Source organism: Hymenobacter sp. UYP22 (genome assembly GCF_040547285.1).
GTDB lineage: Bacteria > Bacteroidota > Bacteroidia > Cytophagales > Hymenobacteraceae > Hymenobacter.
Genome location: NZ_JBEPPK010000001.1, coordinates 360,643 through 382,903 on the forward strand (window position 1 = coordinate 360,643; position 22,261 = coordinate 382,903).

Here is a 22,261-nt window from a genome sequence, read left to right on the forward strand (position 1 = left end):
AACAAAGCCTCAGCTTGTCAGCTGAGGCTTTGTTGTTATCTAGCCATTATTGACGCAGTAATTGTACAATAGACCGACTAGGGTTACTTCTTGCCCTTGATGATTTCGTCTACTACAGCGGGGTCGAGCAGGGTCGTGGTGTCGCCTAAGGAGCCGGTTTCGCCTTCGGCTACTTTGCGCAGGATGCGGCGCATGATTTTGCCGGAGCGGGTTTTGGGCAGACCCGATACAATCTGAATCTTGTCCGGCTTGGCAATCTTGCCGATTTCCGCTACCACGGTTTCGATAATGCTGGCTTCGATGTGCTGGCGGTCAGCCTCCCGCTCGGGTACACCCTCGGGGCAGATAACGTAGGCGTAAATGCCCTGGCCCTTCACATCGTGCGGGTAACCCACCACAGCCGATTCGACAACGTGGGAATTCTGGTTAATGGCGTTTTCGATTTCGGCCGTGCCGAAGCGGTGGCCCGATACGTTTATCACATCATCCACGCGGCCTATGATGCGGTAGAGGCCGTTTTCGTCGCGGCGGGCCCCGTCGCCGGTGAAGTAGTAGCCGGGGTAGGTGCTGAAGTAGGTCTGCACGGCCCGCTCATGGTCGCCGTAGGTAGTGCGGATGATGGCCGGCCAGCTTTGCTTGATGGCGAGGTAACCTTCCTGGTCGTTGCCTGCGATTTCCTGGCCTTCTTGAGTGAGCAGCACGGGGTGTACGCCAGGCAGCGGCAAGCCGGCCCGAGCGGGTACCGAGGGCGTGATGCCAGCCAGCGCCGAAATCATGATGCCGCCAGTTTCCGTCTGCCACCAGGTATCCACAATGGGGCACCGCTCCTTGCCCACGTGGGTGTGGTACCAGTGCCAGGCCTCCTCGTTGATGGGCTCCCCCACCGAGCCCAGCACCCGCAACGAATCAAGCGAGTAGCTGAGCACGTTATCCAGGGGCGAGGCCATGAGGCTGCGGATGGCCGTAGGCGCCGTGTAAAAAATGCTAACCGAGTGCTTGTCAATCACCTCCCAAAAGCGGCCGGCATCGGGGTAGGTGGGCACGCCCTCGAACATGAGCGAGGTGCTGCCGGCCAGCAGCGGGCCATAGAGCAAGTAGCTGTGGCCCGTTACCCAGCCCACGTCGGCGGTGCACCAGTAGATGTCGTTTTCCTCCACCTGAAACACGTTGCGGAAGGTGTAATCGGCCCACACCATGTAGCCGGCGGTGCTGTGCACGACGCCTTTGGGTTTGCCGGTGCTACCGGAGGTGTACAGGATAAACAGCGGGTCTTCGGCGTCCATTTCCTCGGCGGGACAGGTTTTGGCCACGCCCTCCACTTCCTCGTGATACCACACGTCGCGGCCTTCCTCCATCTGCACGGGCCAGCCCAGGTGCTCCACCACAATCACGCGGCGCACCGAGGGGCAGGTTTCCAGGGCCTCATCCACCACGCGCTTCACCGGAATCTGCTTGGGGCCGCGGTTGAGGCCGTCGGCAGTCAGCACCACGCTGGCCTGGGCATCATTCACCCGGTCGGCAATGGCGGTGGCCGAGAAGCCGGCGAAAATCACCGAGTGTACCGCCCCAATGCGGGCGCAGGCCAGCACGGCCACGGCCAACTGCGGAATCATGGGCATGTAGATGCACACCCGGTCGCCTTTCTCCACGCCGTTGTTGTGCAGCACATTGGCAAACTGGCACACCTGCTGGTGCAGCTCGCGGTAGGTCAGGCGCAGGTGGCGCTGCTTGGGGTCGTTGGGCTCCCAGATGAGGGCCAGCTTGTTACCGCGCGTAGCCAAGTGGCGGTCCAGGCAGTTCTCGGTGATGTTGAGGCGGGCACCCTGAAACCACTCGTTGCGGCCGGCGGGCATGTCGGAGCTGAGGACCTTGTCCCACTTGCGGCGCCAAGTGAAGGGGGCGGCCACTGAGGCCCAAAACTCTTCGGGATGGTTGATACTGAGGTGGTAGGCTTCGTGGTAGCCTTCGATGCTACGGATGCGGGCGTGGTCGGGCATGGGTGGCACGGGGGTTATGATGGGGGCTTGAGTTGGCAAAAGATACGGGTTTGGAATGGCTGGCGGCCCTTAGGCGGGCGTATTCAGCAGGTTTTTTACCGTGGTCATGAGTTGGCGGGTGCTGAAAGGCTTGGGAATATACAGGTCAGCCCCGGCGTCGTAGCCCTTCTGAATGTCGGCCTCCTTGCTCTTGGCCGACAGGAAAATGACGCGGGTACCGGCCCGGTCGGGGCGCTGGCGCAGATGGCGGCACACCTGGTAGCCGTCCACGTCGGGCATCATCACGTCCAGCAGCACTACGTCGAAGGCCGTTTCGTTCACGGCGGCCAGGGCCTCGGTGCCGTTGCGGGCAATGCTGACCTGGTAGCCACTTTTGCGCATCAGAAACTCCAGGGACATGACGATGTTGGGTTCGTCATCGACAATGAGAATGTGGGGCGTCGTTGACATGGGAAGGGTTTGTTTTCGGGGAAAAGAGCGGTATTCTGAGCAAAGGCGAGTTATGAGGCAGTTTGGGCAGGATGAACGTCATGCTGAGCTTGTCGAAGCATCTCTACCAGGAGTAGATAAATAGTATTGTAACGAAGCGGTAGAGATGCTTCGGCAGGCTCAGCATGACGTTCATTCTATTTTTCATTATCGATTAAGAAAGGCAGTTCCACTGAAAACCGGGCCCCTTGCTCGGGCTGGCTTTCCACCCAGATGCGGCCGGCGTGTAGCTCCACGATTTTGCGGGTGATGGCCAGGCCCAGCCCCGAGCCCTCGGGCTTGCGGATGGTTTGGTGGCGGGCCTGGAAGAACTTGTCGAAGATGAGCTGGTGAAATTCGGGGGCAATGCCTTTGCCGTTGTCCTGCACCGTGACGCGCAGGGCCTCCGGCAGCACTTCCACGCCCACCGCAATGCGCCCCGAACCATCGGGGCGGCACGATTTTACGGCGTTGCTGAGCAGGTTCACCAGCACCTGCATCAGCCGGTCCCGGTCGCCGGGCAGCGGGGGCAGAGCGGGCGGCACGGCCAGGTCCAGCTGAATCTGCTTGTCGCGCATCAGCTGGCCCACCGCCTCCAGGGCATCGGTTACCACGTCGGCCACATCCACGGCCTCCACTTCCAGCCTGGCCTTGCCCGATTCGTACTTTTCCAGATCCAGCACCAGCGTAATCAGCCGGCTCAGCCTTTCCGATTCTTTGGTGATGGTGAGCAGAAAACGTTGGCGTTCCTCTTCCTCAATGTCGGGGTTGTCGGAGAGGATTTCGGCCAGAGCCCGGATGCTGGTGAGGGGGGTGCGCAGCTCGTGGGTGACGGTGTAAAGGAATTCATCCTTATGGTGGTCGAGCTCCTGGAGTTGGTCGTAGGCCTGCTGCAACTCCTGGGTGAGGCGCTGTAGCTGGCGCTGCTGCTTCTGGAGCTGGCGGTTGGCTTCCAGCAGCTGTTGACTTTCGCGCAAAATGCCCACCACGTTGTCGAAGCTGATATCCTCCACCCCTACTGAGGAGCGCAGCAGCAGCCGGGCCGAAGCGGGGCCAATGGAGCCGGCCAGCAGCTTTTCGGCGTAGGCCAGCAGGCGCGGGTCGGCCTGGGGCGGGGCTATGGCATCGGTTACGTGGGCATCGGGGAAGCGCGTCTCGAATACCCGCAGGGCCTGGTTGGTGCGTTTTTTTCCGAGGAATCCCACCAGCAGGGTCCGCACATCGGGCAGGGCGGCGGCGCTGTGCCAGCCGGTAGGTCCCTCGAAGCCGGTACCGTGGCGGAACACATCTACGAACAGCTCGGCTTGACGCTGTTCCAGCACCGAGGGCTGCCGCCGCAGCGACACGCCCACGTACAGCCCCAGGTTGAAAAACCAGCTCCAGAACAAGCCGTGTGAGAGATAATCCAGCCCCTCCAACCCGAACAAGGCAAACGGCCGCAGCCAGCTTTGGCCAAACAACCCGTTGGTCAGCAGCGCATCGGGCAGCATGTCGGGCCCGACCATGGTGGGCAGCACCAGCGTGAAAAACCACACCAGAAAGCCAGCCGAAATACCGGCCGTGGCACCCTGGCGGGTGCCGCCTTTCCAGTAGAGTCCGCCCAGCACCACCGGCACAAACTGCGCCACCGCCGCAAACGACACCAGTCCGATGTTCACCAGCGGCAGCAGGTGGCCCACCGCCACGTAGTAGCCAAACGCCAGCAGCAGCACCAGCACCACCGCTATGCGGCGGCTGTTGAGGGCCACCTGCCCCAAGCGGGCAAACCAGTGCGCCGCCTGCCCCCGGGCCGCCGGAATGCGCACCAGCAAAGGCATAAGCAGGTGGTTGCTCATCATCACGCTCAGGGCAATGGTTTCCACGATAATCATGCTGCTGGCCGCCGACAGCCCGCCCAGGTAAATGAGCAGCGCCAGCCACGGATGCCCCGCCTGCAGCGGCAGGGCCAGCACAAACGTATCGGCATCGAAGCGGCCGGTGGGGTCAAGCAGGCGGCCCCCGAAGGCCAGGGGCAGCACCAGCAGGTTGATAACGATGAGGTAGAGCGGAAACAGCCACATGGCCTTGCGCAGGTGGTCCTCGTTCACGTTTTCCACCACGGCCACCTGAAACTGCCGGGGCAGCAGCAGAATGGCGGCCATGCTCAGTAGCAGCAGCGTAAACCACTGTCCCGGCATGGTGCCGGCCCCTTCCAGCGTAAACAGGCGGCGCAACTCGGGCAGGGCGGCGGCCCGCTCAAACACGTCGGCAAAGCCGTTGAACAGGCCGTAGGTGACGAACAGGCCGGCGGCCAGAAACGCCACCAGCTTCACCAGACTTTCCAGGGCTACGGCCAGCACCATGCCCTCGTGCCGCTCGGTGGCTTCAATGGAGCGCACCCCAAACACGATGGTAAAAAACGCCAGCGCCACCGTGGTGTAAAAGGCCGAGCCCGCCGCCGCCGAAGCATCCTGCACCGGCAAGTTCAGGGTAGCCACATCCCGGGTCAGGATGTCGAAGGAAGCGGCAATGGCTTTGATTTGCAGGGAAATGTAGGGCACCACGCCCAGCACGCATACTACCGTAACTAAGGCACCCAGCCCGGCACTTTTGCCGTAGCGGGCCGAAATGAAATCGGCAATGGAGGTGAGGCACTGCCCGCGGCAGATGCGGATGATTTTGCGCAGCACCAGCCACGAGGCCGGGGCCATGAGCGTAGGCCCCAGGTAAATCCCAATGAACTCCAGCCCGAAGTGCGCGGCCCGTCCCACCGAGCCGTAGTACGTCCAGGCGGTGCAGTACACGGCCATGCTCAGGGCGTACACGTAGGGGTTGCTCACCAAGCTGCGCCGCTCCGCCGACCGACGCTCCGCCGCATACGCCACCCCGAACAGCAGCACGAGGTAGCCGAAGGAAAAGCCGATGACAAGCAGCGTGGGCACGTGGGGGAAGGTGAATTTGTGAAGCGTGAAGTGGTGAGGCAGTGGAGTCGTGTAATATGTGTTTTCCGTGCGGTTGGCGCCGACAGAACGTCAACTCACAATTTCACCACTTCACAACTTCGCCTTAACCAGCCAGCCGGTGAGCAGTACCAACAGTGCCCAGATGAGCAGCACATAGAGGTAGAGCACCGGAATGCCGGCCAGGCGGGCATCGTGGTTGAAGACGCCCAGGAAGGGAAAATTAAGCAACACGGCAAACAGTACGGCCACAAACAACAGCCGCTGCCCGCGGCGCTGCTCAGTACGCTCAGGGGAGGAAGGTGCAGCCATTCGGAAAGGTGAAAAGTAGTGCCAGTTTACACAAGCAACCCGGTTTTTCCACCCGTTTGGAGAGTGGACGGAATAACTATTTCGCGCAGAAGTCCGCCGAACCAGCGGCGCGGCGGACTTCCGTCGGTAAGCAACTGGCTGTTAGTCCATAATGCGCACATTGCGCACGTCACGCATGTAGGCTACCCCAATAAAGAAGCAAATTAGAGCAATGATACAGGGGTAAGCCAGACCAATGAGGCTGCTATGGTCTTTGGCGAAGGTGCCTTCCGGCTGCGTGGTAGCCCACACCCCTATCCAGGTAGCCACCAGCGGCACGAAGCCCCCGAATACACCGTTGCCAATGTGGTAGGGCACCGAGAGGCTGGTGTAGCGCACTTTGGTAGGGAACAGTTCTACCAGGTAAGCCGCAATGGGTCCGTACACCATCGTCACGAATAGCACCAGAATGAAGGTCAGCGCAATCATGGCCGGGATGTTGGGCGTGAGGGCTTTCATGACGGCCGGTACGGCTTTGCCGGCGGCATCTACGGTAGCGGGAGTAATTTCGGTGAGCGGGCCGGCAAACGCTTTGATGCCGTAGAACAGCGGGATGGTGAACAACGCCCCGCAAATCATGCCCGTCATAATGATGCGCTTGCGGCCGATGCGGTCCGAGAGGGCCCCGAAGTACACGAACAGCGGGGTAGCCAGCAGCATGGCCACAACCAAAATGGTACTGGAATCCACGAGGTCCATTTTCAGGGTGTTATTCATAAACGAATACGCCTGGAACTGGCTGGTGTAGAAGATAACGCCCTGGCCCATCGTCACCCCGAACAGGGCAATAAGCACCAAGCGGCGGTTTACGGGGTTCACGAAGGAGTCGCGCAGGGGGTTGGTGCTGGTGGTACCAGTGGCTTTGGCCTTGGCAAACAACGGCGACTCATGTAGCTTCCGACGGATGTAGTACGAAGCAATTACCAGCAAACCCGACAGCAGGAACGGCACGCGCCAGCCCCACTCCTTGAAGGCATCCTCGCCCAGAATTTTGCGGGTAATTACAATCACCGAAATGCTCAGAATCAATCCGCCAGTAGCCGTAATCTGGATAAAGCTGGTGAAGTAGCCCCGTTTTTTATCGGGGGCGTGCTCGGCCACGTAGGTGGCGGCCCCGCCGTACTCCCCACCCAGGGCCAGGCCCTGCAACAGGCGCAGCACCACCACAATCAGGGGGGCGGCAATGCCAATGGTATCGTAGCTGGGCACCAGGCCCGTTACGAAGGTAGCCCCGCCCATAATAAGCAGCGTAACCAGGAAGGTGTACTTGCGGCCAATCATGTCGCCGATACGGCCAAAAAAGAGCGCCCCGAACGGCCGCACTACAAAGCCCGCCCCAAACACGGCCAACGCCCCGAGCAAGGAATCTTCCAGCTTGCCCGTGGAGCCGAACAGCACCGGCCCGATAATGGCGGCCAAGGAGCCAAAAATGTAGAAGTCGTACCACTCAATGACGGTGCCAACGGAGGAGGCGGTAATTACCTGCCAGATTTTGCTGGAGGAAACCGCGTTGTTGTCGTGGGTAACGGCATCATCGGCGGGAGCCGAGCCGCCCAGGGGTGCGGCACCGGCGTAGGCGTCGCGCTGCGGTAGGTTCTGGTGCATAAGAGGGTGAGCAGTAAAGTGGGAAGATGTCAGAGGAAGCGTGCAAACCACGTACGGCGCCGGAATCAGCCGCTTTTCAGCCGCCGATTCCTACGTTGCCACCGCCTGGATTAAGGGTTTTGTTACAGGGCTACCTGCGTCTGGAGCGTGATTTCCGGCTTGTAGTTCACGTTGTTCACGTTCGTAAAATCGGGACGGGCGCGGTAGTTGAGCGTGAACTTGGCGTTGTGCCCATCGATGTAGAAGTTGGCTCCCGCATCGAAGATGTTCACGTTTTTCTGCTCGCCGCCGCTGGTGCGCAGGCCCTCGTAGCCGGCCAGCAGGTGGGAGGCGTAGGGCTGCACCCGCAGCTTGGGGCCCAGCAGGCTTTTGGGCAGCAGATAGCCGGCCTGCACATAGCCCACGTTGCCGGTGCCGGAGTGCGGCACGGCGTTGCCGCGGCGGGCATCGGTGCCCCAGCCCGGGTTGGCCGCCCCAATAAAGCGCACGTGGTTGGGGCCCATATTGTAGTTGTAGTACACGGCGTAGGCGGTGAAAGCCGTGCCGGTTTCCTTGTTGATGGGCGTATCAAAAAACACGTCGGCCGAGAACAGGGCAATATCGTGCTTGTTGGTGCCAATGGTGTTCAGGGAGCCGGTGCCGGCGGCAGTGGCGGCATCAATGGCGGCCGCATTCAGCACGCTGCCCGTGGAGCGGGAGTACATGCCGTCCTTATTGTAGAAGAAGCCGGCCCCGATGTTGAACACTCGTTTCGAGCCCAGATAGGTACCCACGTTAAAGGGCAGCAGGTTGGCTTCCTGATCCAGGAACTCGTAGCTGAAATAGCCCTGGTAGATGTGGTTGGTGCCCTGGGGGTTGTACTGGGCCGTGTTGGTGCCCGTGTTCACCCGCGCCGTGCCGGTGCCGGTGGTAGTGCCCAGGCCCAGCGGGGTGCTGAATGCGCCGGTCTGGTTGGTCAGGAATGACTCATTCACCGACAGCACGTAGTCCAGCTTGCCCACGCGCCCCTTGCCGTACACCCCAATGCCCCGTACAAACTGGTCGATGGCCTCAATAACGGGCCAGTTTGTGAGCGGCGCGTCCAGGGTGAGGTAGTTGATGGTGCTGGAGCGCGTCATGCGCGAGAGGCCGTTCTGGTAGTGCATCCCGGCCCCCAGGTTCAGGTACTTATTCACCTTGTACTCCACCACCGCCTCGTGCACGAACAGCTGGGGCTTCTTGCCGTCCACGGTGGGGGCTGTGCCCCCACTCACGGCCGTCTGGTTGTTGATGCCGATGTGGGTGTACACCAAAAACCGCGGGTTCAGCTGCGACAATACAATCAGGCGGGAGCGGCGCAGGGAGAAATCAATCTGGTCGGACTGGGGCTTGCCGGGCGCGCGTAGCGTGCCCGTGTTGTTCTCCGTGTAGCGCGTCCAGATCTGGTGCCAGGTAATGAAACGGATGTACTTGGAGCCGTCGGCCGAGATGTTCACCTTCATGCCCGGCCCGTAGGGTGCCGACTCGGTGGGCGGCGGAGCGGGGGCTGCTACCACCGGAACCGGCGCGGCCGGCGGTGGAGCCGGGACCTCGGCGGGTGGCGGCGGGGTAACCTGGGCGGAGGCCCCGGCTGCCGCCAGTAGCGCGCTTAGCGTGATGGCGTAACGGGCTTTTTGCATGAGTTGGGTGGATGTTGGGAGGGGGATAGGTTAGCGGCACCCACCCGCCGCTGCCAGGGCGCCGGAGGGGTAACCCAAGTAGAGCAATCCTGCCCAAGAAGCCACACCGGAGCTATAGTAATGCTAATCACCTATAGTACTAGGCTTGTTTAAACCGCTCCCATTTGATCATCATGTACTTATCCCCTAGCTCGGTTACCATCAACCCAGCCTCCTTCAGGTTTTCGGGGTGCTGAAAGAACTCCGCCAGTTCCTTTTGATTGAGGATTTTATAGGTGGGGTGATAGTCCGTCTGGCGGGGGGCCTTCACGCCGTACTTCTTCACCCAGTTCATTACCGATACGTGACTCACGCCCAGCAGCCGCTCAATTTCCCGGTAGCTCACGCCCTCCACGTACAGCTGCAAGGCCTTTATTACGTAATATGGGCTGGTTTCCTTGCCCGTTTTGGCCACCGAGTAGTGGTAGCCGCAGTTCTTGCACTTGAACCGCTGCCGCCCTCCTACTACCCCACTTTTGGTAGCTTCTATCGATTCGCACTTGGGGCAACGCAACTGAGACATACTGGGGTGAGTAAGGACTTACAGATAATCTATAGCTAATTAGTAAAGATATAGTATTTTAGCAACAAAAATAGGTTTCGTTACTTACTTATTTCCGTGCAACAACTCAAACATCGTCGTGGCATTTGCTACTGGGCTAACCAGAGAGTACGCGGCGGTAAGCGGCATCTGCGCAGGCTCCAAGCAGAAAGTACTTGTGCTGCTCTGCTCTCCATAGATGCTGTACTGGAACGGCAGTATTACTACGCCAAGCTGGGCCTGCATCCGTGGCACTGGCACCACCGGCAGCCGCCGAAGCTGGTACGGCAGGTAGCTGCTCAGCATCTGCTCACTACCTTCTTCGCGTGGCAACCGGCTCTGACCGCCTTACCCGACCCCGTTTACGCCGCCGTGTGGCTGGTGGGGCCGGAGTTTGCGCATAGCTCCCAGGTAGTAGCAGGAATCGGCGAACGAACCGCTTACTACCGGACTATTTTCGGGGAGGCAGACCCCGATGGCCCACCCCTGCCGGCGGAATATCGGGAGCTGCCCAACGCCAATAAGCTGACGTGGCAGACGCACCCCTGGCACATCCTGGTCGACTCGTTCAATTACCCCAACGGCTGGCCAGCGTGGGCTCTCGAAAAACCGCATTTCCTCTGTCAGCCCGAAGACAACGATGAGTACCTACTGGTGCAAACCGGCTGGGTGTGGGTGGGCACACTTCCGCCAGCACTGACCACCTACTCCCGCCCCGCAAAATCCAGGTCGTAGAGCACATTCAGGCGGAAACCGTGGTTAATCTCGAATACCGGCCGCCCCGAAACCGGTTCCGGCTCGGCGTGCTGGCTGACTTGGTAGAGGTAGTTCAGCTCGACCTTGGCCTTGTCCGTGAACTGGTAGCCCAGCCCCCCGGATAGGCGGTTCTGGTTGAATACGTTGTCACCTACATTGCGCCCGAAGCCGATGAACAGCTCATCAAACGCGTTCAGGTACCACTCCCGGTCATCTACCGAGGGGCCCTGCAACGGCCACTGCCCCGAGAGCTGGTAGCGGATGCGGTTTTGGAACTCCCATTTCTCTACCTCGCCCTGCCCCTGCTCGGCGCGGGTGCCCAGCCAGCGTTGCTCCAGCCGCAGCCGGTGCGTGAGCGTCAGGCGGCCCAACTGGTCGTTCAGGGAAAGGTCTTCGTAGAGGCGGTTTTCCGGCTCCGGGCGGTTGGGCACCGTGGGGTACTCGCCGTAGCGGTGCGTTTGAAAGTAGGTGTATCCGCCCGAAGCCTTCACCCGCTCCGACAACTGGCGCACCAGGCCCAGCCGGGCCAGCTGCTGCTGCGGAGCCCGCACCCAGTTGATGCGCCGCCACTGATATTCGGTGTGCAGGGCCCACTTTTTAGTTAGCTGATTGTCGCCGGAGTACACAAACCAAGCCAGCGTGTTGTGGTCGAGGAGGCGGGGTATCTGGCCGAAACCGACTACGGGCAACAGGCCGCAGCCCAGCAAACACAGGTATTTCTTCATGCAATAACGGCCCCGTGGTAGCGGGGCCGCTCTGCAGTACGCCGGTGTCTGGGCGCGGGTTGGCCGGGTCAGGGCTGCAGCACGGTAGCCAGTAGCGCATCCACGGCCAGCCCCAGGCGGCGCATATCCAGGCGGTTCAGGGTGTCGGTGGGCTCGTGGTAGTGGTGGTTGCGGTAGAAGGCGGTATCGGTAAGCAGCACGGCCGGGTAGCCGAAGTGCCAGTAGTTGAGGTGGTCCGAAAAGTCGATTCCGGGCAGCCAGGCGGGCGCTTTGAACCGCTTTACTGGCAGGTGGGCCGCCGTGCGGTAGCGCCGGGCAAACTGCCGCCCGAAGTGGCCGTTGCCAAATTTCTGGGCCACCGTCACGTAGTTGCCCCGGCTGCCATACACCCATTTCAATGGTCCCAATGGGTAGTCCTGGGTGTGTTTCCGGTCGTCAAAATAGCCCAGCGTTTCCAGAGCCACCATGCCGCGCACGGCTGTTCCGGCTTTGTGCAAGGACTGCGCGTGCACGTAGCTGCCCATGTGCCGGGTGCGAAAAAACGGCGGTTCCTCCAGCGTGTAGGCCACTACATCAATGCGGTAGGGCAAGGCTTTTTCCCGGCCCAGCAGCCGCGCCAGCTCCAGCAGAGCGGCCACGCCACTGCCGTTATCGTCGGCCCCGGGCTGCTCCCCGCACACATCATAGTGCGCCCCAATGACAATACGCGGCCCATTCTCCGGCCCGAAATGCCCGAGAATGTTGCGGTAGGCGCGGCCCTGTACTTCGTAGGGCTGCTCGGTAGGCCGGGCCCCGGCCGCTGCCAGCTCCGCCCTGATGTAGTCGGCGGCCTGGTTGAGGCTGGCTTCGTGGAGGTAGTTGCGGGGCTCGGGCGTAGTGGTGAGGGCCAGGATATGGCGGCGCAGGCGGGCTGTATCGGCGGGTAGCGGCTGGGCGCGCAGCTCCCCTGCCAGCAGCGCCAACAGGCCCACACAGTACAGCGTCCTGCTCACAGGGCTGCCGAGTGACTATTTTCAAGCGCCACATACTGCGGGGGCACGGCGGCCGTCAGCCACACCCCGTTGGCCGACAGGAAGAACTGCCCGCCCGCCCGGTGCAACTCACCCGCCTTCACCAGCAGAATTACGGGTTTACCATGGCGCCGGCCAACTGCATCGGCCGTGGGCTGGTCGGGCGAGAGATGCACATGCTGACGGCTCCCAGGCCGCAACCCCTCGAACAGGATACCATTAAGAAACCGGGTAGCGGTGCCGTGGTAGAGGGTTTCGGGGGGCGGTACCGGTGTCAGGCCTAAGTCAACTTCCACGGAGTGACCCTGACTGGCGCGCAGTAGGCGACCATCTTCGGAGAAGGCAAACCGTTTTTTGTCGTTGGAGGCCACTACCGCCTGCAACTGTTGCGCGCTGATGCTGGTGTCCCGGGCTTGCAGCGCGGTTAGCAGTTCCGTAACCGGCACCCAGCCCTGGGCATCGAGCGTGAGGCCTAGCTCGGTGGGGTTATGGCGCAGGGCATAACTCAGGAGCTTGCTTAGGTCTATATTCTGCATTGGAAAGAGAAAGGCTTAGCGTATAAGAAATATCGAGCGTGGGCAGGCAACGGCCCGGTAAAATAGCAACGATATCCAGGCGTTAGACCATATCAGCGCTGAATTGTATTTTTGAGCGCGGCCCAACGTTGTACCCTACCAAACCCGGGCGAGGCGTTCCCATCAACTGGCCGCATCAACTCTCTATACTGCTACAGGAATCGGTAATTATCCTGTTCTATTATGCCTCTTTCCCAACGCAAGCATCTGTGGTATTACGGGTTGGTCCTGTTGGCGCTGTTATTTCTGCTGCAACTGGAAACCAGTACCTGGCTGTTTCCGCCCATTCCGCTACTGGGTTTTTTGGCGCTTCTGGCGGTGGTAGTACGCGGGGTAGCTGCCCTGATAGCTCTACCGTTAGGAGTAAGCCACGTCACCTTGCTGTCTGCAACCCGGCGGCAGTACTGGTTGGTGGGCATAGCCGTGCTGGCCTTGCAGGTGCCGGAATATCAACTGCTACACCAGTGGCAGAATCATACTTCCAAGCAACGGGCAGCCACCCTGATTGGGGCCCTGGCTGCCTACCACCAGGAGCAGCACCACTACCCAGATTCCCTGATGCAGTTGGTACCTCGATACCTGCCAAAGGTGCCGGTTACAGGTTTTGGAACGCTCAGCCCAGCGCCGTTTTTGTATTATTCTTCACGCATCACGGCGGACAGTACAAGCTACGGGTTGAGCTATGCCACAGGAATGTTGGTAGATGCCACCTACAACAGTCATACCCGCCGCTGGACCTACGATGACTAATTTGCCGGCCAACGCCGAACTTCGCCCCCATGCCTACTTCCACCCCGTTCCGCAGCATCGTCCCCTCCGACCTCTCACCCACCGACTGGCACCCGTTTATGGTGGGGGCCGTGGCCCCGCGCCCGGTGGCCTTCGTGAGCACCGTGGCGGCCGATGGCAGCGTGAACCTGAGCCCCTACAGCTTCTTCAACTGCTTCGGCTCCAACCCACCCATTCTGGCCTTCTCCCCCGCCAACCGGGTGCGCGACAACTCCCAGAAACACACCCTGCAAAACGTGCGTGAGGTGGCCGAGTGCGTGGTGCACATCTGCAGCTACGATATGGTGGAGCAGATGTCGTTGGCCAGCACCGAGTACGCCAAGGGCGTGGATGAGTTTGTGAAAGCCGGGTTTACCGCCGTGCCCAGCCAGCAGGTGCGTCCGCCCCGGGTGCTGGAGGCCCCGGCCGCTTTTGAGTGCGTGGTGGAGCAGGTGATTGAGCTGGGCCAGAACAACGGCGCCGGCAACCTGGTGCTGTGCCGGGTGGTGCTGGCGCACTTCCGCGAAGACATCATCCTGCCCTCCGGCATCGGCATCGACCCACGGAAGCTGGATGCCGTGGCCCGTCTCGGTGGCGACTGGTACAGCCGCTCCGCCGAAACGCTGTTCGAGGTACCCAAGCCCAACCGCAACCTCGGCATCGGCATCGACCAGCTCCCGGCGCACATCCGCACCTCCGACATCCTGACTGGCAACAACCTGGGCCGCCTCGCCAACATCGAGGTGCAGTCCATCCCAACGCCCGCCGAGGTGCAGCAATTCCGCCAGGAACCCATTGTCAGCTACACCCTCAGCAAGCACCCCGAGGCCGTTAAGCAGAAGGACGCCCTGATGCAACTGGGTAAGCAGCTGCTGGAAGACGGTCGGCTGCTGGACGCCTGGAAGGTGCTGCTGATGGCGGACGGGTAGGTTTCTATGCTTGAAATTTACTTCGCCTGCCCCTGTCCACACAGCATAAACCGAAAGGCCTACAGACGCGACGTATAGAGCCAGCTTGTTGGCGCGATTAATATCGAATTTCTATCCGAGCAGTATCTAAACCCTTCACTGTAAAAGGAATGCGATGCTCTGTATTAAGATTAGGCACCGTAACGCTACCGTTCAATTGCCAGGTAACGATATTCGAGTCTCCGACTGGCACTTCTCTATAAAATACTGTGTCCAGTGGGGGACGGATCATAACTGGTTCATAAAACCCCCAGACAGTGACATTTAACGCAGTTGCTCGCGGTGGTACATCTAACAGATGTACTGCAACCCAGGCGAGAGCATTAATGGGTACCCGAATATCCTTGTTTTTGCGGCCACCCTTGAGCTTGGGCGCTGTTACGAAGTCCGTGTATCCACTCTTAGAGTCAGCGCGCAGGATATACTCAAGATCTTCGTCCGCTTCAAAGGAGAATGAGTATTTCCCTTGTGCATCTGTATCGTGACAGTCTCCTACTTTATTGAAAGCAGAGGAAGAACTACTGCGCTTGTTGCTGAACAGGCATACCTGGGCCTGACCAATCGGCTCACCTGTAACGGAATCAACCACAACACCTTCTGCCGTGGTATGACCACCGGTGCCGAATAAGGAGCAACTGCTTATTAATAAGCTAAAACCCAGCAGCCCGGACCGAAAGGCAAAGACAAATAGTTTCATTCGCAGAACATAATAAGGTCAAGAGTACAGTTTGTAGGCTTCCCCGTTCGGTTAGCCAGTATAAAATGAAGTTTATAGAGCGTAATATCTGCCAAAACCTCTACCCTGTCTTCGGTAAGTTTACTGTAAACTACCCCCTTAATTCCGCACGGCAATCATCAGGGCCAGCTCCTTGTAGCGCATGTTGAACTTGCGGGCAATGCTGGCGTTGGTGAGGGAGCCTTTGTACACGTACACGCCCGAGCGGAAATGCTCGTTGGTGAACAGCACCTCGTTAATGCCGCCGTGCTGGCTGATTTCCTGCAAAATGGGCGTGAAAATGTTGCTCAGCGCGTTGGTAGCGGTGCGCGGTACCCGCGAGGCAATATTGGGCACGCAGTAGTGAATCACGTCGTACTTGCGGAAGACGGGCTTACTGTGGCTGGTCATTTCGCTGGTGACGAAGCAGCCGCCCTGGTCAATGCTCACGTCGATAATTACGGAGCCCGGCGCCATCATCGACACGGCATCCTCCGACACCATGAACGGAATGCGGCCCTCTTCGGCATTCAAGGCCCCAATTACCACGTCGGCGCGGCGGATTTGCTGGTTGAGGGCGAAGGTGTCGAGGGTGCTGGTGTAGAGCTGGGGCTGGCCCAGGTGTTGTTTGAGCCGACGCAGCTTATAGAGATGATTATCAAACACTTTCACCTCGGCCCCCAGCCCAATGGCGGCCCGGGTGGCGTACTCCGCTACCGTGCCCGCTCCCAGAATCACTACCTGGGAAGGCGGCACGCCGGTAATGCCGCCCAGAATAATGCCCTTGCCCTCGTTGGAGCGGGCCAGGTACTCGGCGGCAATGAGCATGACGGTGGAGCCGGCAATTTCTGACATGGCCCGTACCACCGGCCGCGCCCCCGAGGGGTCCTTGATCAGCTCAAAGCTGATGGCGTTGATCTTCTTGCGCAGCAGGGCTGTGATGTACTCGGCCGTAAGGGAGCCAAACTGCAGGGCCGAAATCAGGGTCTGGCCGGCCCGCATGTACTCTATTTCATCATAGGTGGGCGGGGCCACTTTCAGAATAATATCGGCCTCAAATACCTCCTTTTGCGAGTAGGCCACTGTGGCGCCGGCTTCGGAGTAGTCGTGGTCGGAGTACTTGCTGGGCTCCCCGGCGCCACTTTCCAGCAGAATTTCGTGGCCCGATTCTACCAGGTGCTTCACGGCCTCGGGCGTGAGGCAGATGCGGTTTTCCTGCAGGGAGGTTTCCCGGGGCAGCCCAATGAACAGCTTGCGCTTGCGCGTTTCCACGGCCAGCATAGATTCCTGGGTGAAATACGCGCGGCTGGTGGCTAGCTGCTCAAATCCGGGGGGTACTGCGTCGGGCATTTTCTTGAATTAAAAATTATGAATTAAAAATTATGAATTGAGCACATGACTGATTTCGCAGGAAGCAGAACCAACCATTTTTAATTCTTAATTCTCAATTCTTAATTCCCTGGAGGAGGGTCCGGTAACGGTGATGGTGATGAGCAGCCGATCCGATGGTAGCAGGCTTTCGATGCGGCTGGGCCACTCTATCAGGCAAAGATAGCCAGAATCAAAGTACTCCAAGGCCCCAATGCCTTCGGCCTCACGGGGGTGGTCGAGGCGGTAGAAATCAAAGTGGTACACGGGCCGGTTCTGCCCGTCCCGGTACTCATTCACCAGCGAGAAGGTGGGGCTGCTGACCTCCTCCGCTACCCCCAGGGCCCGGCACAACGCTTTAATGAACGTGGTCTTGCCGGCGCCCATTTCCCCTTCAAAGCAGAGAATGGTATGGCCCTGAATGGCGGCTCGCACCTGCTCCGCCGCGGCGGGCAGAGCGTCGAGGGAAGGTATTTCGATGGTCTGGCTAGTCATCTGAAAGAAGGCCGTATGAGTACGCCCGAATAACCTGGGCCCGCAAATTTGGTTAATCTGCCGCAGAATAGATGGCTTTACTATGTCCGTACCGATAGTTGCTACTTCGGCTCCATCCGCAATCCATACCCGCAGGGCTACCCTTTGGGTGGTGGGCACTATCCTGATGTTTGGGCTCCTTATTTTCGGGTTGTACCAGCAGGCTCGGCAGCGGCTGCACGGCCTGGCGCGGCCCGCCTTGGTCGTGCACAACCGCCGGGAGCGGAGCGCGCACCTGCTAACGCTACGCTATGTCTACGGCCCCGATACACTGCTGGCTCAGTACACGGAGAACCACCGGAACCGGGTGAAACAGCTCCGCCCCGGCGACTCTACAACGGTACGCTTCTGGCCGGAGGCTCCCCGCAACGTGCAAGTAGTACCTCGCTGAAAACGCCGATTTTCGGGGTTTTTGGCGGATATACCGGGCCCGGCAACTACAGCCTTCTATATTTGGCCGATCCAAACCACGACGACCCATGCAAGTTTCGAGAATGGCCGGCAGCCTGATTGGCTCCGAAATCATCAAAATCGGGAACGAAGTAAACGACATGATTCGCAAGGGGGAGCAAATCTGCAACCTCACCATCGGCGACTTTGACCCGTCCATTTTCCCCATTCCGGCGGAGCTGGAGGCCGAAATCACCACGGCCTACCAGGCCGGGCACACCAACTACCCACCCGCCAACGGCATGGCCGCCCTGCGCGAGGCCGCCGCGGCCTTCACCGAAACCCGGCTGGGCCTCTCCTACTCGCCCAACGACTTTTTGGTGGCCGGCGGCTCCCGCCCGCTCATCTACGCCACCTACCTGGCGCTGGTTGACCCCGGCGACAAGGTGGTATTTCCGGTGCCCAGCTGGAACAACAACCACTACTGCCACCTATCCTCGGCCGAGGCCGTGATGGTAGAAACCCGCCCCGAGAACAACTTTATGCCCACGGCCGCCGAGCTGGCCCCCCACCTGGCCGGGGCTACGCTGCTGGCCCTATGCTCCCCGCTCAACCCCACCGGCACCGTGTTCAGCCGCGAAGATCTGGAAGCCATCTGCGACCTGGTGCTGGCCGAAAACAAGCGCCGGGGCCCGGAGGAAAAGCCGCTCTACCTGCTCTACGACCAGATTTACTGGCTGCTGACCTTCGGCAACACCGAGCACTACGACCCGGTCAACCTGCGCCCTGAATTGCGCGACTACACCGTGTACATCGACGGTATTTCCAAGTGCCTGGCCGCCACCGGCGTGCGGGTGGGCTACGCCTTTGGGCCGGCGGCAGTGATTGACAAGATGAAGGCTATTCTGGGCCACGTGGGGGCCTGGGCCCCCAAAGCCGAGCAGGTAGCCACGGCTCACTACCTCCCCCAAGCCACTGCCGTAGATGATTTTCTGGGCTCGTTCAAGCAGAAAGTGCAGTACAGTCTGGAAGCACTGCACCAAGGCCTGCAAACCATGAAAGCCGACGGCCTACCCGTGGATTCGATGGTTCCGATGGGGGCCATTTACCTCACGGCTAAGCTGGATGTGCTGGGTCGCCGCACACCCGCGGGGCAGGTGCTGACTTCTACCAAGGAGCTGACCTCTTATCTGATTAGCGAAGCCCGACTGGCGCTGGTGCCCTTCAGCGCGTTCGGCACCGATGAGAATTCGCCTTGGTTCCGCATGTCGGTGGGGGGTGCTTCTCTGGAGTCTATTGAGGCAGCTCTGCCCCGACTGCGCACGGCCCTGGAAGCGTTGCAGTAATTTCTGCTACAGGTTATCCTGCTGTTACTGGCTGATCGGGGCATTATACCTCGGTCAGCCAGTACTTTTTGCTGGTACGCTGGTCCGTAACCTGCCCCCTGACAGATGCGGCCTGTTTTGCCCAACTCTCAGGTATTCTTTGCTATATTTCGTTGACTGTTCAGGGCCTTAACCGGTTTTGAGGAGTTACTGCTCTCTTCTGGATGGTACCTGCACTGCCATCCTGCCCTACCCCTATTGCACTTTCCGATTTTCACAACCACCCGGAACGTGTATCCATGCGATGTTTCTTTACCCGGCCAGTAGCCGGTTTTGCCATTTGCTCAGTACTGACGCTGGTTTCCGGATTGGTTCAGGCCCAGAACCAGCCGGCACCGCTTTCGGGCACCGTAAGTGCCACGACGGGCCCCCTGGAGTTTGCCACCGTTACCCTGCACCGCACCACCGACTCGGTGGTAGTTAAAACGGAGTTTAGTGACGCGGCGGGCCATTTTGTATTGCTAGTTCCGGCTGAGGGGCGCTACTTGGTGTCGGTGAGTCAGCTTGGGTACGGCCGCAGCTGGCGAGGCCCGCTGGCCGTAAGCACGCAGCCCCTGCCCCCCTTGGAGTTTCAGCTGGTGGCCGGAGCTGCTACCCAACTCAGGGAGGTAACGGTGGCTGGGCAGCGCCCCCTGTATGAGCGCCTGCCCGACCGCACCGTGGTGAATGTGGAAGGCAACGTGCTGAGCGCCGGCAACACCACCCTTGATGTGCTGGGCCGCGCCCCCGGTGTTACCCTGGATGCCACCGATAACCTAGCCCTGCGCGGCCGCCAGGGCTTGTTGGTGCTGATAGATGGCAAGCGTCAGCCCCTTACCGGCCCGGAGCTGGCGGCGCTGCTGCGGGCTCTTCCGGCCGAACAAGTAAGTACTGTGGAGCTGATTACTAACCCGCCGGCCAAATACGATGCCCAGGGCGGGGCCGGAGTTATCAGCATCAACCTGAAAAAAGACCAGCGCCTGGGTCTGAATGGCAGCGCCAATGCCGCTTACGGCCGGGGGCGCTACGGCAAATTCACCAGCGGCCTGAGCCTGAACTACCGCCGCAAAAAGCTGAACCTTTACGGCACCTACGCCTACGCCGACCGCCAGACTTTCCAGGAACTGGCTATTAGCCGCACTTACCTGCAGGATGGCCGCCCGGCGCGGTTTCTGGAGCAGTACAATACCCCCCGCGGCCACTTGCAGGCCCATACCTGGCGCACCGGGGCCGATGTAACGGTTAGCGCCCGCACCACTTTGGGCCTCGTGCTGAGTGGCCTAACCAGCCGGCTGCCCTCGGAAGGGTTAAACGAATCCCGGTTCTATGATGCCCAATACCAACTCACGGAGGTGGCCCTGGCCCAGAACCAGCGCAACCTGCTCACGCCCAACCTCACGGCCACCGCGCTGCTGCGCCACCTGTTTCCCAAAGACTCGCTGGGCACTCCGGAGCTGGCGGCCGATGTAGACCTTGCCCGCTACAACCTGACCCGCACCCTCGATTTGAGCACCACTTCAGTGCTACGCCCCACTGCCCTGGCCAACCGCCTGCTCGGCCACCAAAGCGGGCAGCTGATTTTGCTTAGCGGCAAAATGGATTACCTCCGGGCTCTGCGCCACGGTTTGCGCCTGGAGGCCGGGGTGAAAGTGAGCCGGGTGACGTCGGACAACGACGTGCTGTTTGAGCGGGAAACAAACGGCCGCCCCCGGCAGGTGGATGCCAACCTGACCAACCGGTTCCGGTACGCAGAAGACATCCGGGCTGGGTATGTAAGCCTGAGCCGCAGCCAGGCCCACTTGAGCATAAACGCCGGCCTGCGGGCGGAACACACCAGCACCTTTGGCCGGCAGGATGTGGGCGCAGGGCAGTTTGAGCGCACCTATTTTCAGCTGTTCCCCTCCCTTACGCTGCGGCGGCCTTTAAACGAGGCGCACGAGGTAGCCCTGTCCCTGAGTCGCCGCTTAGACCGCCCCACCTACAACCAGCTCAACCCCTTCCGCTCCTACGTTGATCCTACCTCTTACCGCGTGGGCAACCCGGCCCTCTGGCCCCAAGTCAGCAGCCAAGTGGAAGTTACCCACACATTCCAGCACAAAACCAGCACCGCCCTACGCTACACCCGCACCCGCCGCCCCATCCTGAGCGTGTACCTGCTGGATGTGGAGGGCCTGCTGGCCGCTACCGACGTAAACCTGGCCGCCCAAGACTATTGGGGCTTCACGGTTTCCTCGCCGCTGGAGGCCGCCAAGTGGTGGAAGCTCTACGCCAATGCCGAGGTGTTTTATATCCGGTTTCAGGGTGAGGTCAATGGCTCCGAGCTACCGGCCAGCCAGCCCGGCGCTATTCTGAGCCTGAGCAACTCCTTTAACTTGCCCAAGGGCTGGAGCGCCGAGTTGAGCGGCAGCTACAACTCCTTGGAGCGCTACGGCTACCAGCTGGTGCGCTCCTTTGGGCAATTAAGCCTGGGCGTGCAGAAATCGGTGGGGCGGGCTACGCTGAAGCTGAATGCCACGGATATCCTCTACACCACGCCCCTGCGCGTGACCTCCCGCTACCAGCCCCTCACCGAAACCTTCCGCTCAGCCCAGGATTCGCGGGTAGTTACAGCCTCCGTTAGTTACCGCTTCGGCAACGACAAGGTAGCGGCAGCCCGCAAACGCGCCGGCAGCGCCGACGATGAAAAACGCCGGGCCGCCGGCGTACAATAACCCAAGGGCCACACCGTAACCAGTAGCGGAGGGAAGCAGCTTGATTGCAGGCTGCTTCCCTCCGCTACTTTTAAGCAAAGCCGGCTCTGAGAACTACCAGTTTTTACACCAAATTTTGATGCGCAGGCAACCATTATGATATATCATGCATCTATATGATATATCATCGAAGATGCTTTCTTCCATTCTATTCTACTCCCTGGACAAAGCCATTCGGCAATACCGCCGCATGGCTCAAGCCAACATCGACCAGGCAGGCGTTGCCATTACCATCGACCAATGGCTGGTGCTGCGGGTAATTCAGGAAACCGACGACCTAACCCAAACTGAAATTGCAGAGCGGGTTTTCAAGGACCAGGCTTCGGTGGCGCGCATTATCCGGTTGCTACTGGAGCGGGGGCTGCTGAGTGCCGAGCCCCTCCCCCACGATGGCCGCCGCACCCAGCTGCGCGTAACCCCCGAAGGCCTACGGACGCTGGAAGCCGTGGAACCAGTGGTACTTAACAACCGGGCCAAAGCCCTGCAAGGCCTGAGCGAAAACGACCTGAATACCCTCCGTTTTCTGCTGGAACAGATTGCCGGAAATTGCACCTCCGCACCTGATGAGGTCAGCGGCGGATAAAATATTGATAACACTATTTTTATATACGAACTATTTCGTACGTTTACTACGAAATAGTTCGTAGTACTTATAGCGCCTGTTCCCGCAGAACAAAAAACGACCCTCCGGGGACGCTGGCGCAGCTTTGCCCATATGCTTCACCCTCTCCTCCTTACAA

Annotated in this window: 20 protein-coding genes; 7 read left to right on the plus strand and 13 right to left on the minus strand. The window is 60.1% G+C overall.

The features are described from left to right. Positions 1 to 83 precede the first annotated feature (83 nt). The 7 genes from acs to ABIB60_RS01695 form a co-directional block, all read right to left on the minus strand. Positions 84 to 1,997 (minus strand): acetate--CoA ligase, encoded by a 1,914-nt coding sequence (gene acs, locus ABIB60_RS01665; protein WP_354577265.1) that lies wholly within the window; start codon positions 1,995 to 1,997, stop codon positions 84 to 86. Between the two features lie 69 nt (positions 1,998 to 2,066). After that, a complete protein-coding gene (locus tag ABIB60_RS01670) occupies positions 2,067 to 2,447 on the minus strand; it encodes a response regulator transcription factor (protein WP_354577266.1) in 381 nt (126 codons plus the stop codon). A 176-nt stretch (positions 2,448 to 2,623) separates the two neighbouring features. Further along, positions 2,624 to 5,386, minus strand: coding sequence for an ATP-binding protein (locus ABIB60_RS01675; protein WP_354577267.1), 2,763 nt, complete (start codon positions 5,384 to 5,386; stop codon positions 2,624 to 2,626). Positions 5,387 to 5,497: 111 nt separating this feature from the next. Next, entirely contained in the window at positions 5,498 to 5,716 is a 219-nt protein-coding gene (locus ABIB60_RS01680) for a hypothetical protein (protein WP_354577268.1), read from the minus strand. Positions 5,717 to 5,857: 141 nt separating this feature from the next. After that, entirely contained in the window at positions 5,858 to 7,360 is a 1,503-nt protein-coding gene (locus tag ABIB60_RS01685) for an MFS transporter (protein ID WP_354577269.1), read from the minus strand. Between the two features lie 122 nt (positions 7,361 to 7,482). Then, positions 7,483 to 9,018 carry a hypothetical protein gene (locus ABIB60_RS01690; RefSeq protein ID WP_354577270.1) on the minus strand — a complete coding sequence of 512 codons (1,536 nt, stop codon included), beginning with the start codon at positions 9,016 to 9,018 and terminating at the stop codon, positions 7,483 to 7,485. A gap of 139 nt (positions 9,019 to 9,157) precedes the next feature. Next, a complete protein-coding gene (locus ABIB60_RS01695) occupies positions 9,158 to 9,580 on the minus strand; it encodes an IS1/IS1595 family N-terminal zinc-binding domain-containing protein (RefSeq protein WP_354577271.1) in 423 nt (140 codons plus the stop codon). A gap of 96 nt (positions 9,581 to 9,676) precedes the next feature. Between ABIB60_RS01695 and ABIB60_RS01700 the strand changes: the two genes are divergently transcribed. Then, the gene (locus tag ABIB60_RS01700) at positions 9,677 to 10,333 is read left to right on the plus strand and encodes a hypothetical protein (protein WP_354577272.1); all 657 of its coding nucleotides are present in this window, start codon (positions 9,677 to 9,679) and stop codon (positions 10,331 to 10,333) included. On the opposite strand, the gene ABIB60_RS01705 is transcribed toward ABIB60_RS01700, so the two are convergent. From ABIB60_RS01705 to ABIB60_RS01715, 3 genes are all read right to left on the minus strand, one after another. Next, positions 10,303 to 11,079 (minus strand): DUF2490 domain-containing protein, encoded by a 777-nt coding sequence (locus ABIB60_RS01705; protein ID WP_354577273.1) that lies wholly within the window; start codon positions 11,077 to 11,079, stop codon positions 10,303 to 10,305. The genes ABIB60_RS01700 and ABIB60_RS01705 overlap by 31 nt on opposite strands. A 68-nt stretch (positions 11,080 to 11,147) precedes the next feature. Continuing rightward, entirely contained in the window at positions 11,148 to 12,071 is a 924-nt protein-coding gene (locus ABIB60_RS01710) for a M28 family peptidase (RefSeq protein ID WP_354577274.1), read from the minus strand. Beyond that, positions 12,068 to 12,625, minus strand: coding sequence for an RNA 2'-phosphotransferase (locus ABIB60_RS01715; protein ID WP_354577275.1), 558 nt, complete (start codon positions 12,623 to 12,625; stop codon positions 12,068 to 12,070). The genes ABIB60_RS01710 and ABIB60_RS01715 overlap by 4 nt, the downstream gene beginning before the upstream one ends. 222 nt (positions 12,626 to 12,847) lie before the next feature. On the opposite strand from ABIB60_RS01715, the gene ABIB60_RS01720 reads away from it, so the two are divergent. After that, the gene (locus ABIB60_RS01720) at positions 12,848 to 13,414 is read left to right on the plus strand and encodes a hypothetical protein (RefSeq protein ID WP_354577276.1); all 567 of its coding nucleotides are present in this window, start codon (positions 12,848 to 12,850) and stop codon (positions 13,412 to 13,414) included. 29 nt (positions 13,415 to 13,443) lie between these two features. Beyond that, positions 13,444 to 14,361 (plus strand): flavin reductase family protein, encoded by a 918-nt coding sequence (locus ABIB60_RS01725; RefSeq protein ID WP_354577277.1) that lies wholly within the window; start codon positions 13,444 to 13,446, stop codon positions 14,359 to 14,361. 97 nt (positions 14,362 to 14,458) lie between these two features. Here ABIB60_RS01725 and ABIB60_RS01730 read toward each other — a convergent pair whose 3' ends face one another. From ABIB60_RS01730 to tsaE, 3 genes are all read right to left on the minus strand, one after another. Further along, a complete protein-coding gene (locus tag ABIB60_RS01730; RefSeq protein ID WP_354577278.1) occupies positions 14,459 to 15,097 on the minus strand; it encodes a hypothetical protein in 639 nt (212 codons plus the stop codon). A gap of 138 nt (positions 15,098 to 15,235) precedes the next feature. Further along, positions 15,236 to 16,465, minus strand: coding sequence for an alanine dehydrogenase (locus ABIB60_RS01735; protein WP_354577279.1), 1,230 nt, complete (start codon positions 16,463 to 16,465; stop codon positions 15,236 to 15,238). 87 nt (positions 16,466 to 16,552) lie between these two features. After that, positions 16,553 to 16,978: a tRNA (adenosine(37)-N6)-threonylcarbamoyltransferase complex ATPase subunit type 1 TsaE gene (gene tsaE / locus ABIB60_RS01740; protein ID WP_354577280.1), complete on the minus strand. Its 426-nt coding sequence runs from the start codon at positions 16,976 to 16,978 to the stop codon at positions 16,553 to 16,555. Between the two features lie 82 nt (positions 16,979 to 17,060). Between tsaE and ABIB60_RS01745 the strand changes: the two genes are divergently transcribed. From ABIB60_RS01745 to ABIB60_RS01760, 4 genes are all read left to right on the plus strand, one after another. Then, positions 17,061 to 17,408, plus strand: a complete 348-nt coding sequence (locus ABIB60_RS01745) for a hypothetical protein (protein WP_354577281.1) — start codon at positions 17,061 to 17,063, stop codon at positions 17,406 to 17,408. Between the two features lie 88 nt (positions 17,409 to 17,496). Then, the gene (locus ABIB60_RS01750; protein ID WP_354577283.1) at positions 17,497 to 18,753 is read left to right on the plus strand and encodes a pyridoxal phosphate-dependent aminotransferase; all 1,257 of its coding nucleotides are present in this window, start codon (positions 17,497 to 17,499) and stop codon (positions 18,751 to 18,753) included. A 278-nt stretch (positions 18,754 to 19,031) separates the two neighbouring features. After that, positions 19,032 to 21,482 (plus strand): outer membrane beta-barrel protein, encoded by a 2,451-nt coding sequence (locus ABIB60_RS01755; protein WP_354577284.1) that lies wholly within the window; start codon positions 19,032 to 19,034, stop codon positions 21,480 to 21,482. 172 nt (positions 21,483 to 21,654) lie between these two features. Next, on the plus strand, positions 21,655 to 22,104 hold the full coding sequence (locus ABIB60_RS01760) for a MarR family winged helix-turn-helix transcriptional regulator (RefSeq protein WP_354577286.1): 450 nt from the start codon (positions 21,655 to 21,657) through the stop codon (positions 22,102 to 22,104). The last annotated feature ends 157 nt before the right edge of the window (positions 22,105 to 22,261 follow it).